The organism is Dyella psychrodurans (assembly GCF_003363265.1).
GTDB classification, from domain to species: Bacteria; Pseudomonadota; Gammaproteobacteria; order Xanthomonadales; family Rhodanobacteraceae; genus Dyella_B; species Dyella_B psychrodurans.
Genome location: NZ_QRBF01000001.1, coordinates 409,957 through 427,001, shown reverse-complemented (window position 1 = coordinate 427,001; position 17,045 = coordinate 409,957). Strand labels below are relative to the sequence as shown.

Here is a 17,045-nt window from a genome sequence, read left to right as displayed (position 1 = left end):
GCCCCGTGTTCGATGGCAGAGGTGTTCTTCAGCGATTCCTGCTCTCCGTCAAGCTCCATCCCAAAGCCAGCAACGACATGGCAGCCATCGCCAGCCACATGCCGATGGCGGAGGTCGATAACTCTCCGGACAGCCAGTCCCGCCAGCCGATATGGAACAGCGGCACATTAGCCAGGCAGAGCCAGCACGCGGCGCCTCCCATCAGCACGCCCAGCCACAGCGGCCATGAAGTGCGACGGCGACGCGATGGCAAATGCTGCATCACCCGCTCGCTGAAACCGTTGTCTGCAACGGGCCCCTCGAATTGCCTGCGCAGCAGCGCTTCGATGGTGTCGTCGTGCAATTCGTTCATGATGCTTCCTCCGTGCTGGCATCGCGCCAGTCCGCCAGCCATGTCTTCAATTTTGCCTTGCCGCGCGTCGCATGGGTCTTCACGGTGCCGAGCGGCATCGCCAGTACATAGGAGGCCTCTTCATGACTGAGGCCCAATTGCACGCAATGCAGCAGCACCGCCTGCTCGGCTGCGGACAAGCGCTGCATGGCGCGCTGCAGGTCGAGCTGTAGATCCATCGCGCGCGTTGGCGCCTGCAGCTGCTCCATCGCTTCGTCGTCGACGCCGTCGTGTTGTGCGGGAATTCGGCGTGCCTGCAGGAAACAGGTATAGGCAATGCGATAAAGCCAGGTGGAAAACCGTGCGTCGCCGCGGAACTGATCCAACTTGCGCCACGCCAGCACAAAGGTTTCCTGCGCCAGATCGTCCGCCGCAGCCTCGTCGCCACGCAACAGCCGGCGCAATTGCGCACGCACCATGCCTTGATGCCGGCGTACCAGTTGCTCGAATGCGCGACGGTCGCCGTTCAGCCGTATGCGTGTGACCAGGGCCTGATCGATGCGCGCCTCGGCGGCGCTATCAGCCACGCACATCTCCTCGCCGGTTCAACCACCAACTGGCGAGGTAACCCAAGCCGGTCATCAACGGCAGCAAGCCGATGCCCCACAGGCGATCGATGCCCAAACCGTTGTCGAGCTGACCTGGCAAGGCCAGGAACATGGTCATGAGTCCCAGGCCGCCACCGATCAGCACCAGCGCCCGTCGCCGCTCGCAATAGGCCACTTGCGGTTCCAGCAGCAGTTGCGACGGCAATTGCGCGCCTTTGTCGGCCAGCTGCAGCAGGGTGCGGTAACGCGCCTGCGTCTGCAGATAACGGTAGCGCAGCACGATCAGGATGATGAGCACAGGGGCCGACATCACGACGAGAGGAATCAAAAAGTAATCCATGGTCTTGCTCCAGATGGTGTATCGAGCCCGAAGGCTTTAGTAACAGATGATGAGGCGACGCGCTTTCCGTTTTCGGAACTCAGTTTTTTGCGCCTTCGGCGGCAAGCAAGTCGGCAATCTGCTCGGCCAGCAACCAGTGTTGCGACGGCCCTTCGTTGCTGGTCAGCGCCACCGCCGCGCCGGTTTCCCAGACCATCTCCAGGTTTGCCGTCGTGCCTTCGATGCCCCCCTGATGACCACGGATGTGGCGACCGTGCGAGAGCCGTTCGTCGATTCCGGCTCCGATGGCACCGGGGCCGGCCGGCACTTCGCCATCGAACATCTTCGCCAGCGTTGTGGACGTGACCAGTTTGCCTTCGTGCAAGGCTTTAGCGAACCGCAGCAGATCGGCATTGGTGGAATAACCGCCACCTGCGGGGCTGCCCTTGTAGATGCCTTGCACCCAGTTTGCCTTCCACGTTCGGGAGAACACGCCATCGTCGTGGTAGTAGCCGACCGCAAGCCCGGGCACGATTTCGTCCTCGCTATCGAAGCCGCTGGATGTCATCTGCGCGGGTTCGAAGACGTGGTGCTGGATATAGTCGAAGTAGCTTTCGCCGGAGACGTTCTCGATGATGCGACCGAGCAGCACGTAGCCGGCGTTGCTGTAACTCAACCCCTTGCCCGGCTCGCCCACTTTGGGTTGGCGGGCGATCAGCCCCAGATAGTCCACCGGGTTGACGTAGCGTTCGGCGTGCTCGAAATAGTCCGGCACCATGAAATCGCCCAGGCCCGAGGTGTGATGCAGAAGTTCCCACACCGTGATCTTCTTCGCCGCTGCCTGGTCGGGATATTCCGGAACCCGTTTCGCTAGCGTGTCGTTCCACGAGAGTTTGCCGGCCTCGACCAATTGCGCGATGGCGACCGCGGTGAACATCTTGCCGATCGAGCCGACGCGGAACTTCGTCGGGTGATCGATCGGCACGTTGAAACTGCGGTCGGCCAGGCCACGGCACTCGTCGAAAACGGTCTCGCCGCCATCGAAAACGGTCACGCAGCCGGAGAAGTCGGACACGCTTACTAGTTTGTCCAGTACAGCGTGTATCTGTTTTCCCAGCTCCGCATGCGATACCGAACTCTTGGGCCAGCCGTCATAAAGCGGATTGTCCATCGAGACTAGCATCGCTTGCGCAAGCCGATCCGGATGCGCCGGATCGGCGGTCAGCCAGAACAGAGCGGCCTGCCCGTTGCGCCGCCCCTTGACGGCGACTTCGAGCAATCCGGGCTGGTGCGAATCCGTGCGCACATCAAACACGTCCACGCCGCCGCTATCGCGTGCCGCCGAAGCCAGGTTCGTGACGAACGCCGCTTTGTCGTCGGAAGCCATGGACGCCGACAGAACATTGGGCGCCCATTGCGTGATCTGTGCAGGGCCGTCGTTATTGGCATGTTGGATCAGCTCGCCGGCGAGGTGGCCCACCGGTGTATCGGGCAGCTTCGCGTGCGTGGACGTCGCGCCCATGCATGGAGCGGCAACGCAAAACAGCAAGATGGACGCCCACAAGGGAGCGATTCGGAGCGCGTGGTTCGTAGCCCGGACGATGAAGGTGCGTTCGATCATGGAGGATGCTCTCTGGGTCACCGGCCGTCATGGCGGTATTGATCCCTTAGATGCAGCGACTCCACGGATTGGATTCAGCGAAGTTCATTTCAGAGCGAACTTACGCAGGCACTGCGGATGTAGCCAATACCCCGACAACACCGGCTAATCGCCTTCACCCAAAGATCACCGATGCGGTTTGCGCCGGTGGAAGTTCACTTGAGTCCACCCGCACAAAATTTTGAACACGCCCCCCTGTCTAAGGTGTTATCCATCTGTGCACCGATACCACAACGCGGCTACTCCCTCGAACGTCGCCCTTCTGGTTCGAGGGAATGGCCGCGAGGCCAAATGGCCGCCGAATGGCTCAGGCAAATTTGACAAGGTTGTGGATGGGCAAGGCGCCGCCAGGAATCTCCGTCAGGCGACCGCCTGCAACGAGTGGCCCCAAATCGACGCCGAAGAAACCCAGCGATTCAATGAGCGATGCCACTTCGCGCTTGGCCTGCGTATCGTCACCGGCGAAGAACAGCACCCGCTGGCCGCCTTCCGCATGAGGATCGTTCGACAGCCACTGCGCCGGCAGATGATTGAACGCCTTGACGACGCGCGCGCCGGGAACCAGATCAGCGAACACTTCACTCGACGTGCGGCCTTTCAAATCCGCAGGCTGGAATGTAGGTGGCTCAATCGGATTGTTGGCGTCAATGACAATGCGGCCGCGCAAATCCAGTCCACCCAGCGCATCGCTCAATTTCGACCAATTCACCGCCACGAGAACGATGTCGGCCTTCGCGGCTTCCTCGGATGGCACGGCTCGAATGGACGGGCCGAGCTCGGTGGTGAGTGCGTGCAGGGATGCTGGGCCGCGACTGTTGGCGATGACGGCCGGGATGCCGCGACGGGCCAGTGCCCGAGCGAAGGCGGAGCCGATCTGGCCTGCGCCAATAATGCCGATGCTGCGGGCGCCATCGGCCGGGACGGAATGATTGGAACGGGACGGGGAAGCCGGGGTATTCATGACGAAATCTCCAAAAGGGCACGATTGCCTGGCCATCACTATGGAATTCGGCATCCTCTATCGGTAGTCTCAAGTTGCTGGAATCATTTTCAACTCCAATTTGAAGGTGACCATGGAAACCCTCGCCAACCTGGAAGCCTTTGTCAGAAGTGCCGAGTTAGGAGGCTTTTCGGCGGCCGCCCGGCACATCGGCCTGACACCCGCTGCCATCAGCCGCAACATCGCGCTCTTGGAACGCAACCTCGGCGTGCGTTTGTTTCATCGCAATACGCGCAAACTCATCCTGACCGAGGCCGGCGAGCGCCTTCTTCTCTCCATTCGCGGAAATTTGGACGCACTGCAGTCGGCTATTGCCGAGGCGAGCGCCGACAAAGAAGCCCCCGTCGGAACCTTGAAGGTCAGTGTTCCCATGTCGTTCGGTATGCGCTACTTGCTCCCGATGTTGCCAGAGTTTCTGCGTCGCTATCCCGACGTGAACATTGATTGGCAATTCGATAGCCGCCAAGTCGATCTTGTCGCCGACGGATTCGATGCCGCGGTGGGCGGTGGCTTTGAGCTTTCGCCGGGCGTGGTGTCACGCCCCTTGGCGCCGGCACACATCGTCGCCGTGGCGTCCCCCTCCTTCATGAAGGGAAAGAAGAAACCCGTCTCACCCGATGATCTCAGCGAATGGCGCGGCATCGTTATGCGCTGGGGCACTACTGGCCGCATCCGCACCTGGACATTGCGCAACGCGCGTGGCGAGGAAGCTCCCGCACCGCTCAACGCGGATGTGATCCTCAATGATCCGGGTGTCATGACCGAGGCCGCCGTTCAAGGATTAGGGGTTGCCATGCTCGCGATACCCGATGTACTGCCGCATCTGGAAAGTGGCGCGCTGATACGCCTGCTGCCTCGCTGGTATGTCGATGCGGGATCGATTTCGATCTATTACTCCACACGCATGGCCCTGCCGGTCAAGACACGCGTCTTTATCGATCATGTTGTCGAGGAGTTTCAGCACCATCGCTACGCCGAGCGTTTTGCGGGAAACTTCGGTTGAGCCACATTCGAATAGCCGACTGCCTCTTCGAACTCAGCAGGACAACGAAAGCGACGTCGCCCAAGCCAAGGCCTGTGTAGACGTTGCGATCGGATGGCACTTAGTCGGTCTTTACGTTGACGTAAAAAACGCGAAACGATTGCGCCGTGTCGGTTTGAATCAACTGATAGTCACCAAGCAGGCAATAGGCGTAGTTACCATCCGCATCGCCGCCGTGAAAGTCGGGAAATCGGCTTGCGTTATTGATCCGCTTGTAGCCTACCGCTGCAGCGATTGGCTTCGCCTTGCACCGGATTGCGTCCATTCGTGGACGGGTGAAATCCCATTGCGCCGTCTAGTGGGCCAATCGCCCCGCTCCTAAAGTTCTTCCACGCGAATCGCTCCGCGTTATCGCACCGATTCCGCCACGCTTTTCCTTCTGTCCAAACTCTCAACTCCCAAGGAGTACTGATATGTCCACGCATACCCAAACACTAGTCGCTACCGGAGAATCGGCCTCGCTGCGCAATACGGGTGAGCTGCTGGGGCGCGTCATGCTTGCGGTCCTGTTCCTGATGTCGGGTCTCGGCAAGGTGGCCGCGTATACGGCGACGGCTGGCTACATGCATTCCGTCGGTGTTCCCGGCGTGCTGTTGCCGTTGGTCATCCTGACGGAGGTGGGCGGCGCTCTCGCCGTCATCGCGGGCTGGAAAACTCGAATTGTCTCGCTTGCATTGGCCGGCTTCACCCTCCTGACGGCCTTCTTGTTCCACACCCAGTTCGCCGATCAAGTCCAGATGATCATGTTCATGAAGAACATCTCCATCGCCGGCGCGTTCCTGATGCTCGCTTCGCATGGCGCTGGTCGCTACAGCCTGGATGGGCGCGGAACCGAGTAATTCGCACATGCGTGACCACGTCCCTTCTGGCGAGACCGTGGAGCCGGCCAAGACTTGGCGGCGCTACCGACGGGTGCCTGGTGCGACAAGCCTTCGTCTCGGAGACAATGCAAGTGTCTCCGGGACGACGGAGGCTCCAGCCCGGAGGCAGCTCATGGTCGATCTCAACGATGTCGCTCTGTTTGTGCAAGTGGTGAAGGCGGGAAGTTTTGCCGAAGCCGCGCGCCGGATCGGCATCCCGTCGAATACCGCCAGCCGGCGCATTCAGCAGTTGGAAGAAGAATTTGGATTGCGTCTGCTGCACCGATCCACGCGGCGGCTGACGCTAACCGATGCCGGCGAGTCGCTCTATGCGCGCAGCGCGGATCAGATCGAAGCCCTGTCGGAAGCCGCGCTGGAACTTGCAGAAGGTGGCCAAGTGCCCAGTGGCAAGGTGCGCGTGGCCGCGCCGGCGGATTTCTTCAACTGGTTTCGACTCGAGTGGGTCAACGAGTTTCTTGCGACCTTCCCCAAGGTCCGTCTGGAGTTCGCGCTTAGCGATGCCCGTGCCGACCTCGTCGCTGCAGGCATCGATGTCGCCATTCGCACGGGAGCCATTACCGAGCCGACCCTGATCGCCCGTCGCGTCGGCAGCAACCGCGCCACTCTGGTGGCGAGCCCAGCCTATCTTGCTGCGCGAGGCACACCGCAATCACTGGAAGCCTTGGCGACGCACGATTGCCTTGCTTTCCCACCCGCCTCGGGTCGCGTGGTTTGGCACCTCAATGGTCCGGATGGGCTCGCCGACGTGGAGGTACGCGGACGCTTCTACGCCAACACGGCACTCGCGCTGCTCAAAGCCAGCATTGCCGATATGGGCATAGCGCTCCTTCCTGATGTGATGACGTCGCAATACGTACACGATGGCGAGTTGGTTCGCGTGTTGCCCGATTACGGCATCGGCGGTCTGGAATTGTTTCTCGTATACCAGAGCCGTCACCAGATGCCGCGTGCGCTCAATGTATTCATCGACTTTGCGATGACACGAATGGTGACGGCCGGGCTGGTTAGCGCCGACTAGATCGCCATCCCTTCAAGTCGAACGTCCGACTTCCACGTCGATGGCCGCGTCGTGCTCGCGGCACGTATCGCTGCGTCCGAAGCGACACGCTGTCATCGGCACGCTCGCAAACGCTCCCATATGGCTCATTCCCACCATTGATGGACGAATGAAATCCGATTGCGACGGCTAGTCCCCGCAGCCCCTGTGATCCACATTGTCATTACAGGACGTCCCTGCCTGGATATCAAACGCGATATGCGCGGCATGCATCGCCGTCAGGTCAGAGAAGCCCCTACCCCACATCCCGACAACCCCTCCAGGAAGTCTACGAACATGATCAAGACCCCATCTTTTCGCAAAACCCAAGACGCTGCGGACGAGAGCCGCGATCGCGCGATCATCTACCGGACCCATGGCCATTCGCATGGCGGCCCGATCACGCGCCTGATGAGTCCTTCCGATCTCGGCGAAGAGCTCAAGCCGTTCGTATTCCTGGATCGGATCGATGCCAAGGATTTGTCGAACACCGAAGTGCCACGCATGGGCCTGCATCCGCATTCGGGCATCGTGACATTGACGTGGCTGCTCGAAGGTTCGGTCGACTATGAGGACGACCTTGGGCGCAAAGGGCAGATTGAGCGCGGATGGATGGAATTCATGCATGCCGGCAGCGGCGCGTGGCACGGCGGTGGGTTTGGCAAGTCCGACCGCTTGCGCGGTTTCCAGCTGTGGTTGGCGCTGCCGCCGTCTGCGGAGCTTGCGGCGCCCTACAGTCGATACATCGGTCCCGATTCACTGATGAGCGAAGGACCCGTGACGGTTCTGCTGGGACAGTATGGACAAGCCAAAGCGCCCATCGAAGCGCCATCGTCCATCAATTATTTCTCGGTCAAGCTCAAGGCCGGCGAGACCTGGCGCTATCAGCCACCGGTCGGGCATGTAGTCGCCTGGACCGCCGTGAGCATCGGCGAATTGCGAGCGCCGACGGCGATCGAGGCCGGTGTCATGGCGGTCTTCGAAGAAGGTGAAAAAGCGATCGAATTTCACGCGGTGCAGGACACCGAATTCGTCTTCGGTTCGGGCGCAAAACATCCGCACGAGTTGGTGCTGGGCTACTACTCGGTTCACACCAGTCCCCAGACCCTGCTTCGCGGCGAGACGCGTATCCAGGAATTAGGGAACGAGCTCCGCACGCAGGGACGGCTCAAATAAGCTCGGACGATCGACGTCCGCTTGAACGGATCCTCGGAGGATTTTCAACATGCTGCAAGTTCGACTCGCCAATACCCTGGATGGTGGCGACTTCGGTTGGCTCAAAGCCAGGCATCATTTCAGGGTGACGCCCGAGGGCAATCCTGCGAATGCGCCCCTCGGTCCACTCATCGTGTGGAACGATGATGAGATCGCGCCAGGAACCGGTTTCGGCCTCCATGGACATGCCAACATGGAAATCGTGACATATGTCCGTGAAGGGGCCGTCACGCATCGGGACAGCACCGGCAATGTCGGGATCACGTCTGCGGGCGACGTTCAGGTCATGAGCGCCGGCACGGGGATCAGGCATTCGGAGCACAATCTGGGACAAGAGCCCTTGCGACTGTTCCAGATCTGGCTACGTCCAAGCCGTGAGGGCAACAAGCCGCGCTGGAATACTCGTCGCTTCCCCAAAGCCGATCGCGGCAACAAATTCACCTTGCTGGCCAGCGGATTTCCCGAGGATTCCGACGCGTTGCCGATCCAGGCCGATGCGCACGTACTGGGTGCGACCTTACTCGCGGGCTCGGAGATCAAGTACACACTCGGCGGCTTCCGATACGCGTATCTGGCACCCGCGCGCGGAACGGTGCGCGTGAACGATCAACGCATCGGCGTCGGCGATGGCATAGGGGCGTCCGATGAGGCGCACCTTCGGATCAAGGCAGAGGAAGACGCCGAGATTGTTCTTGTTGTTGCCAAGTGACGATCACAACGACGGCTTGGGAGTGAGTTGATGTCCACCGAAGAAAATAATTCGCAGATCGCAACGGAAACCCTGGCCGTTGGCGAGGCTCGTATCCCTCGTCTTGGATTTGGAACTTACGGGATGTCGGGATCAGGTCTTCAGAAGATTCTCGTATCCGCGCTTCAAGCCGGTTTTCGGCACATCGATACTGCGCAAATGTATCAAAACGAGGCGGATGTCGGCGAAGCCATGCGCAAGAGCGGCGTAGCGCGCAACGATATCTTTGTGACGACCAAAATTTGGGTCGCCAACTACCCGACATCTCGCTTCATGGCGTCGGTCGATGAAAGTCTTCGCCATCTGCAATCGGACTACATCGATCTGCTTTTGGTGCATTGGCCGCGCGGCGGCGTTGGCATCGATGAGCAAATCGAAGGGCTAAATAAAGCGGTCGATGCGGGTAAGGTTCGCCATATCGGTGTCAGTAACTTCAACGCAGACATGCTACGGACTGCGCTCAAGCTCTCCAAGCATCCCATCGTCACCAATCAAGTGGAATATCACCCATTCCTTGATCAAACCGTTCTCGTTCGGGAGGTCAATGCTCGCAACACAAGCTTGATGGCTTATTGCGGCATGGCTGTCGGTCGAGTCTTTGGCGATCCCGCCTTGACGGAAATTGCCCAACGAAACGGCCGAACAATCGCGCAGATCGTTTTGCGCTGGCTTATTCAGCAACCGAACGTTGTTGCCCTTTCCCGCACAGAAAAGGCCGAGAGAATTCCTGACAACACGCGCATCTTTGACTTCGAGCTTTCCAACGTTGATATGGAAGCCATCGGCAAACTTCACCAGCCCAATAGCCGTATCGTAAATCCGCCCCACCTTGCCCCTGCGTGGGATTAACAGTCCTGTCGGCAACCCAGCGGCAACCTTGAGGGAAGCTTTCCGCATGAGCATGTCTGTTCTGGATCGTTAGCAGCCCCTTCCCTGCCCACGATAACCCCTTCTAATCACCATGGCTGTCGTCATGGGCCGAACGCATGTCGGTGCGGATCACGCTATGAATCCGTGCTCGCGATCCATCGAAAGGATATCCCGCCCGGCCCCGTCGGTTACGCATTCATCGCGCAACTGCGGTGGCGGCGATTGTTATGCGCAGTTGCCCAACAAAAGATGCCCGTCATGAAACGTGTCAGGGACAATGTGAGCGCCGCGACGGAGCAGAGGGATTATCCCGCCGCCATCAGCAAGGTCTTGGGTTCAAGGTACGCGCTCATGCCCCATCGGCCCATCTCGCGGCCGAGCCCGGAGTGCTTGAAACCACCGAACGGTGCGCGTGGTTCGTGTGCGAGCGTGTTGACGAGTACGCGGCCGGAGTCGATCTGGCGCGCCACGCGCTCGCACCGTTCGAGGCTTTTGCCTAGTACGACGGCGCTGAGGCCGTAGCGCGTGTCATTGGCAATGGCGATGGCGTCGACCTCGCCGTCGTAGGGAATAATCGTGAGCACGGGGCCGAAGATTTCCTCGCGCGCAATGCGCATGCGGTTGTTCGCGCCGGTGAAGATCGTCGGCTTTACGAACCAGCCGACGCGCAGACCATCGGGCCGGCCCTCCCCGCCGGCGAGCACTTGTGCGCCCTCCTCGATGCCGAGGCGGATGTAGCTCTGTACGCGTTCCCACTGCTTCGCGCTGACCATCGGGCCGATGTCGGTCGTAGCATCGCGCGGATCGCCGGACTTGACCTGTGCGACAGCTGCCTTCGCGACCTGCTCGAATTCCGCGAGCCGTTGCCGTGGCACCAGGATGCGCGTGCCTGCGATACAGGCCTGGCCGCTGTTGGCGAATCCCGCCTGCAGCACCAGCGGCATGACGGCGGCGAAGTCCGCGTCGTCAAGCACCACGGTCGGCGACTTGCCGCCCAGCTCCAGCGTTACGCGCTTCATCGTCTCGGCACCGGCGCCGACCAGATGCTGGCCAACCGCGGACGAACCGGTGAACGAGATCTTGGCGATGTCGGGATGGCGCGCGATGGTTTCGCCGACCACGTCGCCGCGGCCATTGACGATGTTGAACACGCCTTTGGGGAGACCCGCTTCATGCAGCGCCTCGATGACGACCTGCGTCTGCATCGCGCTCATTTCGCTGGGCTTGATAACAGCGGTGCAGCCGGCCGCCAGTGCCGTCGCCAGCTTGTTGCAGATGAAGCCGGCATCACTGTTCCACGGTGTGATCAGGCCGGCCACGCCGACCGGTGTCAGGATCACGCGCGCGCTGCCGGCTTGTTCCTCGAACTGGAAGGATCGCAGCGCGTCGATGGCCTGCATGACGACGTCGGCCGGATAGGTCGCCATCCAGCGACCACGCGCGTGCGGCGCGCCGTATTCGGTGACGACGGCTTCCATCAGCGCATCCTCGCGCGCCGCGATGGCTTTATGCATGCGCTGAAGCGCATCGATTCGCTCCTCGCGCGTGGTGCGCGACCATGCTGGAAACGCCGCCTTCGCCGCAGCGATCGCGCGCTGCGCATCCTGCTCGTCGCCCAGCCGAACCTGGCCGATGACTTCCTCGGTGCTGGGGTTGTGCAGGTCGAACCATTCCTGGCCGTGTGGCACGACGAATTCGCCGTTGATGTAGATGTGTTCGATGCGTCGCATGTCGACTTCCTCTGGAAAGGTGAAGGTGCCCCGCCAAGCTGGGAGAGCCGGCACTGGGGCGTTGCACAACGCAGTCTAGGGAGGGATCATTGTTCTGATAATCCGATTTATAGTGAATGGCATATTCCGAATATCAGGACAATCCATGCATCGCACGGGAATGACCGAACTCGAAGTGATCCTTGCCGTCGCGCGTCGCCACAGCTTTCGCGGCGCGGCACAGGAGCTGGGCATGTCGACCACGGCGGTGAGCGGCGCCGTGGCCGGGCTGGAGGCGCGCCTCAAGGTGCGCCTGTTCAACCGCTCGACGCGCAGCGTGGCACTCACCGATGCGGGGCAGCGCTACGTGGAGCGTATCGCCCCGGCACTCGCCGAAATCCACAGCGCCGGCGAGGAAGCCGGCAGCGGACCCGACACGCCCAGCGGCACGCTGCGGATCAATGCGCCGCAGGGAGCGGCATCGCTGCTGCTGGAACCTCTGTTCGGCCCCTATGCGCAACGCTACCCCGAGGTGCGCATCGACCTGGTGAGTGAGTCGCGCATGATCGACATCGTGGCCGAAGGCTTCGACGCCGGCATCCGCCTCGCCGAATCAGTGCCGCAGGACATGATCGCCGTGCCGCTCTCCCGCGACCTGCGCATGTTGGTGGTGGCGACGCCCGAATATCTGGAACGCCACGGCACGCCCAGGCATCCGCGCGACCTGCTCAAACACCAGAGCATCGGCATGAACATGTCGCACGGTGGCATCTATCGCTGGGAACTGGAGAAGAACGGCCGCAAGCTGCAGATGGACCTGCCCGTGCGCATGGCACTCAACGAGCTTGCCGCAATCAAGCAGGCGGTGCTGCTTGGACTGGGCATCGGCTTCATTTCCGAATGGCTCATCGCGGAGGAACTACAAGCCGGCGCTCTGGTGCCCGTGTTGGTTCCGTGGTGCCTGCCCTTCGGCGGCCTGAGGCTTTACTACCCGGGTCGCCGTTTCGTGCCCGCGCGGCTGCGCGCGCTGATCGAACTGGTGAAGGAGTTGCGGCTGGCCTCGGGCTGAAACAGGTTTCCCAATATTGGCGAGAGCACAAAGGGGGACTTTACGTCGAACCACGGCGATGCAGGTTAGGTCTCAGCATGTGCGACCCGCGGATGCTCTAATCGGCACCTTATTTTTGAGATGCACCGATGGATTCCCTGCCCAGCCCTCTCCCCACCCACATTGACCCGACAGCGCCCCGTTTCGCTTGCGATGCGTTTGGCGCGTGGTTTCAACCCAAGACGTGGGTCATCATTCTGCTTATGGGCATCAGCTCTACTGCACTGTGCGCCCCTCGCCCGCCGAGCCCTCTATTTCAAGGGGTTCTCCACGCGCGAGGCCCTCATGGCGTTTACACCGAAATCCGGTTCGCGCCGCATCGCCTGATAGCGCAGGTGCATGCGCCGCACATGTGCGTTTTGCATGCGCACCTCGTACACGGGGATCCGCATACCAGCCGTTATGCCATCGAACCACCTCAGGGCGGGCGCTTCTGCGATGAACTGGTCGATGGGGAAATCGTGATCCACCCGCATTCACCGAATGACGTAATCGCCGAGTTCCGTTCGGCACGGATGGACTGGTCCGGACAGTTTCGCCGCCACACTCCGGCTCACTGATTGCTTACCGAAAGCGCGCTAATGCGACTACCTGCGATAACACGGGCTAACTTTACTTAAAAATCCTGAACCGTCGGGCGAATCACGATCACGTTGATGTAAATGGCGCGAGCCGATCGGCCTACGGTTCCACTGAACGCCAACGTCATGGCTGTTTTGGAGCGCTTGTAGGTCTTGCGTCAACTAAAGCGCTTGAGGCAGCTGACGCAAAGATAGGATGGCTGAAGCACCCCTCCTCCAATCGCCCGGTCGGCGCGGGAGCGCCGCGACGTTCCGGGCGATCTTTCAGTCAAGCAAACGCCATTACAATTGAACGGTACTAGTGCTGTTCGCTCCGAGTGACACTGTCTTTTTGTGTTTGCCAACAGTGAGCGTTCCTTTCGTTTGCGCCTTGAGTGGTGGTTGCTTCGTGCGCGTAAATCGATAGCTGCCACGCGCGGACGAGTGGGTGCTATACGTGTGGCCGCCGTATTGGAGCGTCACAAGTTGACCGACGGCCGGCTTGCCGCCATGCGTCACTGTTCCTTGGTGAACTACTTCCATGGTCGCCGCATCGAAGGGCACGAACGCGAAGGTGCCGTAGAGTTGGTCCACGTACACGGTGAAATCGAGTGCTCCTGTGTAGTTAACGGAGGGGCACGCCGCCGTATACGACAACGACTGGCTGGAGTCTTTCGTGGTGGTGTCCGTATTACCGGTTGTCCAAGTCAGTGTGTTCTTTACCTTCAAATTGTCGAAGACAGGTATGCCACCCTGCACTTGAAGCGATACCGAGTAGTCTTGTTGCGAGGAGTTTGCGTTTTCGGTCTGGTAGTCGTTTTTTATCGTATAGATTTCATTCGGACACCCGCCGTTCGGCGGTGGCGCGTCATACGGAATGATTTCCGTAGTAGCGCGGTAGCGGTTCGTATCCAACCCGACAGCCGAGGAATTGTTCCCGTTCACCAACTCCTGGCATGGGTCCGGCACGGCTCCCCCGGGGCCGTTTCTTACGCCGGGTCCGGCGAACGGATCCATGCAACGGATGGTTTTAAAGTCCGCGGCCGTAAAGCCCAGTTGTTGCAGAAGCTTCGCTTTGTCCGGGTTCATCGTGGCGGGGTTGCGTAGCTCGCTCACCCATATGTTCTGGGGCGCGGCACCACTCCCGGAGAATCCCGGCGACCAGTCGATGCTTCCATCGGACTTCTGCGAAACAGTCACAGTCGGGTTGATCAGGATGATGAACATGTCCTGGTCGTGGTCGATGCCATCTTCGTTCGGGCCGGGATCTTTCACCTCGTAACTGGCCGATTTCGTAAGCGTGGTGCTTTGTGTATCGCTGGAGGTATTTGAGAACCCGAACCCCAGCTGCGCACCCTCGCTCTGCGTTCCGGTGCTAAGTGTGATTTGCGTGGCAGCCTTGAACGAGTTGGATACGCTGAGCTTCGTGCCCATCGAGCTACCGGACACATAGTCGACCAGCCCGGTTTGCTGACACTTCGTACCAGGCGTCGCACCCGCACATCCGGGCGGTGCGTAAACAAGCGCGGCAATCACGTACCTCGGGTGTAATACAACCGGAGGCAAAGACGTCACCGCACCTTTGCACAAACACTCCTTCTCGCCTTTCGGGAGCGGGGAGGTTGTGCAAATACCGTGCGCAACACCATTGCCGCTGCATTGCGCACCGGGGGATGTGCAACCAGTATTTAAGTTGCCCCGGCACTCTTGAGCAGTGGCCACGAGCGGAAACAGAGAAGCTACCGTGAGAAGCATGAAGCACAAGCACGCCGAGATGTAGGAGTTCTGGTAAGTGGTCGTTGCCATACGTCCTCCCGAGGTTGTGTGTTGGCTATACGAGCTTTCCTCTCCATCGTTGATGATGACCGCGCATTCCTTGACTCCATGCGAAGGTTGCTCAGATCGATGGCCAAGCCACCGAAGCTTTTTCTCCGGCCGCTGACTTCCTTGCATCGAATGCGTCTGTGGTCACGTCCTGTCTGATCGCGGACGTCCATATGCCTTCCATGACAGCTATAGAGCTCTATCAACGGTTGGCCGAAACAGATATTGAGCGTGGGGCCCTGGTTACATCGAAGAGCCTTTGCAAGAAGCAGAACTCGTTCGATGCCTTCGCTGTGCGCAGCGGTTCGACTATACGCCGACAAAGGCGTCCTAAAACCTGGCAATGTAGCCCGAGCTTTGGGGTCGGTCAGAAAAGGTGAGCTGGTATTTAGGTCTGTTTGGCCGAATGGCCCACACCTTTTTGGTCGATAAGAGAAGATGGCACAAAGAATGCCAGCTACCGTTTTGACGACCGACACGCCACTTGTCGCTTAAGGCCGTTCTGCAGACGGAGCCCGCACTACAAGCTTTTCTTGAATGAAGATCCCTGCACTGATGGCACTCAATAACGCCAGCCCTGACGCAACGACCATCACCCAGCGGAACCCGGCGACAAACGACATTTTGATCGCATGTCTTAGCACCGTTGTGGTCGCTTCCTCATAGCCTCCGGGAATCACAATGCCCGCTAGTTTCTCGCGTTGTACGATGACTGACGTAACGAGCCCCGGTGGTGCATGCAGGCGAGCCAGTTCGCCGTTCAATATCGCATTGAACACCGACGTCAGCAAGAAGCCGAACAACGCGATGGCCAGCAGAGCCGCCGCGCGCGACACCGCGTTATTGATGCCCGACGCGGTGCCTGCCAGTTGCTTATCCACACTGTTCATGACGGTGGTGGTGAGAGGTGCCACCGTGATGCTCATGCCCAACCCGAGAACGCAAATGGCAGGGAAGAACGCTGTCCAGTAACCGCTACCGGCAGATGCCAGAGCGAACATGGCGAATCCGATCGAAGCGATGAAGGGCCCCACTACCAGCGGAAGCCGGGGTCCAAATCGATCCACCAGACTCCCTGCCCAGCGCGACAACGCGAACATGATCGCGATAAACGGCAACAACGCAGCGCCCGCCACGGTAGCGCCATACCCCTGCACTTGAATCAGGTTCAGCGGCAGAAAGAACAGACTGCCACCCAGTGCTGCGTAAAGCAGCGCCGTGAGTATGTTTGCGCCTGCAAAATCGCGCTCACTAAAAAGTTTCAACGGCAGCATGGGAGACGCGATGCGTGCTTCGACGCGCACGAATAGCGCCAACGCCAAGAGACCGATAACGACAGCCACCCAAACAGGCGTTGCGCTCCAGCCACGCGCGGGCGCCTCGATGAAGGCGAATACCAACCCTGCCAAACCGACGGTCACCAAGCTGGCACCGAGCACATCGATGGAGGAACCAGTTCCCTGGTCTCCTTTGCTCTCGGGCACTTTGGCTGCGCATATCACCCATAGCACGACACCTATCGGTGCATTGACCAGAAAGGCCATATTCCATGAGTAATGCTCTACAAGAAAGCCTCCAATGACTGGCCCGATGGCTGCCGTGATGCCACTGAATGCCGACCACGTGCCAATGGCCCCACCTCGCTCCGAGGTTGGAAAGGTCGCGCTGATCAAGGCCAGGCTGCCTGGTATCAGCATCGCCGCGCCGACGCCCTGCACTGCCCGGGCTGCGATCAATGGCATGACTGCCGTCGACAGAGAGCAACCGATCGAAGCCAGCGTGAACATGCCGGTACCGATCATGAAAATGCGTTTGCGACCGAAGCGATCACCCAGCGCGCCACCTACCAAAAGCAATGAAGCGAGGAACAGTGCATAGGACTCCATCACCCACTGCGCATCGGACGTGGTGGCACCGAGCTCTCGCTGGATAGCAGGAAGCGCGACATTGACCACGGTGCCGTCAATAAAGGCGAGGCTGGATCCAAGAATGGCTGCCACGAGCGTCCAACGCCGCGATGACCTCGCACAAGGCACTGCGGACGGGCCGCTGAGGATGACACCTTCTTCGCACGGAGGTTTTCCAATTTGGCTCATGGAGTCTGCCTTTTCGCAAAGGGACCAGGCTCTTCATA

The 17,045-nt window shown here is 60.0% G+C and carries 16 protein-coding genes; 7 read left to right on the top strand and 9 right to left on the bottom strand.

Annotation, left to right across the window (positions count from 1 at the left end; all coding sequences use genetic code 11):
- Positions 1-28: 28 nt before the first annotated feature.
- The 5 genes from DWU99_RS02075 to DWU99_RS02055 all read right to left on the bottom strand — a co-directional run bounded on the left by DWU99_RS02075 (position 29) and on the right by DWU99_RS02055 (position 3,879).
- Positions 29-352 carry a DUF5056 domain-containing protein gene (locus DWU99_RS02075; RefSeq protein WP_158543208.1) on the bottom strand — a complete coding sequence of 108 codons (324 nt, stop codon included), beginning with the start codon at positions 350-352 and terminating at the stop codon, positions 29-31.
- Positions 349-918: an RNA polymerase sigma factor gene (locus DWU99_RS02070; protein ID WP_158543207.1), complete on the bottom strand. Its 570-nt coding sequence runs from the start codon at positions 916-918 to the stop codon at positions 349-351. Before DWU99_RS02070 ends, DWU99_RS02075 begins: the two co-directional genes overlap by 4 nt.
- Positions 911-1,279, bottom strand: a complete 369-nt coding sequence (locus DWU99_RS02065; protein ID WP_115476331.1) for a DUF6249 domain-containing protein — start codon at positions 1,277-1,279, stop codon at positions 911-913. The genes DWU99_RS02070 and DWU99_RS02065 overlap by 8 nt, the downstream gene beginning before the upstream one ends.
- 79 nt (positions 1,280-1,358) lie before the next feature.
- Positions 1,359-2,879 (bottom strand): serine hydrolase domain-containing protein, encoded by a 1,521-nt coding sequence (locus DWU99_RS02060; protein WP_233510817.1) that lies wholly within the window; start codon positions 2,877-2,879, stop codon positions 1,359-1,361.
- 346 nt (positions 2,880-3,225) lie between these two features.
- Positions 3,226-3,879, bottom strand: a complete 654-nt coding sequence (locus DWU99_RS02055; protein ID WP_115476330.1) for an NADPH-dependent F420 reductase — start codon at positions 3,877-3,879, stop codon at positions 3,226-3,228.
- 112 nt (positions 3,880-3,991) lie between these two features.
- Between DWU99_RS02055 and DWU99_RS02050 the strand changes: the two genes are divergently transcribed.
- The 6 genes from DWU99_RS02050 (at position 3,992) to DWU99_RS02020 (ending at position 9,689) form a co-directional block, all read left to right on the top strand.
- On the top strand, positions 3,992-4,921 hold the full coding sequence (locus tag DWU99_RS02050; protein ID WP_115476329.1) for a LysR family transcriptional regulator: 930 nt from the start codon (positions 3,992-3,994) through the stop codon (positions 4,919-4,921).
- Positions 4,922-5,373: 452 nt separating this feature from the next.
- Positions 5,374-5,799 (top strand): DoxX family protein, encoded by a 426-nt coding sequence (locus DWU99_RS02040; protein ID WP_115476327.1) that lies wholly within the window; start codon positions 5,374-5,376, stop codon positions 5,797-5,799.
- A 154-nt stretch (positions 5,800-5,953) separates the two neighbouring features.
- Entirely contained in the window at positions 5,954-6,859 is a 906-nt protein-coding gene (locus DWU99_RS02035) for a LysR family transcriptional regulator (RefSeq protein ID WP_115476326.1), read from the top strand.
- Positions 6,860-7,174: 315 nt separating this feature from the next.
- Positions 7,175-8,053, top strand: coding sequence for a pirin family protein (locus DWU99_RS02030; RefSeq protein ID WP_115476325.1), 879 nt, complete (start codon positions 7,175-7,177; stop codon positions 8,051-8,053).
- Between the two features lie 49 nt (positions 8,054-8,102).
- Positions 8,103-8,801: a pirin family protein gene (locus DWU99_RS02025; protein ID WP_115476324.1), complete on the top strand. Its 699-nt coding sequence runs from the start codon at positions 8,103-8,105 to the stop codon at positions 8,799-8,801.
- Between the two features lie 30 nt (positions 8,802-8,831).
- Entirely contained in the window at positions 8,832-9,689 is an 858-nt protein-coding gene (locus DWU99_RS02020; protein WP_115476323.1) for an aldo/keto reductase, read from the top strand.
- Between the two features lie 326 nt (positions 9,690-10,015).
- Here DWU99_RS02020 and DWU99_RS02015 read toward each other — a convergent pair whose 3' ends face one another.
- Entirely contained in the window at positions 10,016-11,440 is a 1,425-nt protein-coding gene (locus DWU99_RS02015) for an aldehyde dehydrogenase family protein (RefSeq protein WP_115476322.1), read from the bottom strand.
- Between the two features lie 145 nt (positions 11,441-11,585).
- Here DWU99_RS02015 and DWU99_RS02010 point away from each other — a divergent pair, with 145 nt between their 5' ends.
- Positions 11,586-12,488, top strand: coding sequence for a LysR family transcriptional regulator (locus DWU99_RS02010; RefSeq protein ID WP_199535671.1), 903 nt, complete (start codon positions 11,586-11,588; stop codon positions 12,486-12,488).
- A gap of 290 nt (positions 12,489-12,778) precedes the next feature.
- On the opposite strand, the gene DWU99_RS02005 is transcribed toward DWU99_RS02010, so the two are convergent.
- From DWU99_RS02005 to DWU99_RS01995, 3 genes are all read right to left on the bottom strand, one after another.
- Positions 12,779-12,997, bottom strand: coding sequence for a hypothetical protein (locus DWU99_RS02005; protein ID WP_147292872.1), 219 nt, complete (start codon positions 12,995-12,997; stop codon positions 12,779-12,781).
- 393 nt (positions 12,998-13,390) lie between these two features.
- Complete coding sequence (locus DWU99_RS02000) at positions 13,391-14,623, bottom strand: hypothetical protein (RefSeq protein ID WP_147292871.1); 1,233 nt, start codon at positions 14,621-14,623, stop codon at positions 13,391-13,393.
- A 779-nt stretch (positions 14,624-15,402) separates the two neighbouring features.
- Complete coding sequence (locus DWU99_RS01995) at positions 15,403-17,007, bottom strand: MFS transporter (protein WP_115476318.1); 1,605 nt, start codon at positions 17,005-17,007, stop codon at positions 15,403-15,405.
- Positions 17,008-17,045: the final 38 nt, after the last annotated feature.

Bases quoted from the DNA above. Each gene is read 5' to 3' on its own strand.
- DWU99_RS02075 (WP_158543208.1), bottom strand. From the start codon at position 352: ATGAACGAATTGCACGACGACACCATCGAAGCGCTGCTGCGCAGGCAA.
- DWU99_RS02065 (WP_115476331.1), bottom strand. From the start codon at position 1,279: ATGGATTACTTTTTGATTCCTCTCGTCGTGATGTCGGCCCCTGTGCTC.
- DWU99_RS02060 (WP_233510817.1), bottom strand. From the start codon at position 2,879: ATGATCGAACGCACCTTCATCGTCCGGGCTACGAACCACGCGCTCCGA.
- DWU99_RS02055 (WP_115476330.1), bottom strand. From the start codon at position 3,879: ATGAATACCCCGGCTTCCCCGTCCCGTTCCAATCATTCCGTCCCGGCC.
- DWU99_RS02050 (WP_115476329.1), top strand. From the start codon at position 3,992: ATGGAAACCCTCGCCAACCTGGAAGCCTTTGTCAGAAGTGCCGAGTTA.
- DWU99_RS02040 (WP_115476327.1), top strand. From the start codon at position 5,374: ATGTCCACGCATACCCAAACACTAGTCGCTACCGGAGAATCGGCCTCG.
- DWU99_RS02035 (WP_115476326.1), top strand. From the start codon at position 5,954: ATGGTCGATCTCAACGATGTCGCTCTGTTTGTGCAAGTGGTGAAGGCG.
- DWU99_RS02030 (WP_115476325.1), top strand. From the start codon at position 7,175: ATGATCAAGACCCCATCTTTTCGCAAAACCCAAGACGCTGCGGACGAG.
- DWU99_RS02025 (WP_115476324.1), top strand. From the start codon at position 8,103: ATGCTGCAAGTTCGACTCGCCAATACCCTGGATGGTGGCGACTTCGGT.
- DWU99_RS02020 (WP_115476323.1), top strand. From the start codon at position 8,832: ATGTCCACCGAAGAAAATAATTCGCAGATCGCAACGGAAACCCTGGCC.
- DWU99_RS02015 (WP_115476322.1), bottom strand. From the start codon at position 11,440: ATGCGACGCATCGAACACATCTACATCAACGGCGAATTCGTCGTGCCA.
- DWU99_RS02010 (WP_199535671.1), top strand. From the start codon at position 11,586: ATGCATCGCACGGGAATGACCGAACTCGAAGTGATCCTTGCCGTCGCG.
- DWU99_RS01995 (WP_115476318.1), bottom strand. From the start codon at position 17,007: ATGAGCCAAATTGGAAAACCTCCGTGCGAAGAAGGTGTCATCCTCAGC.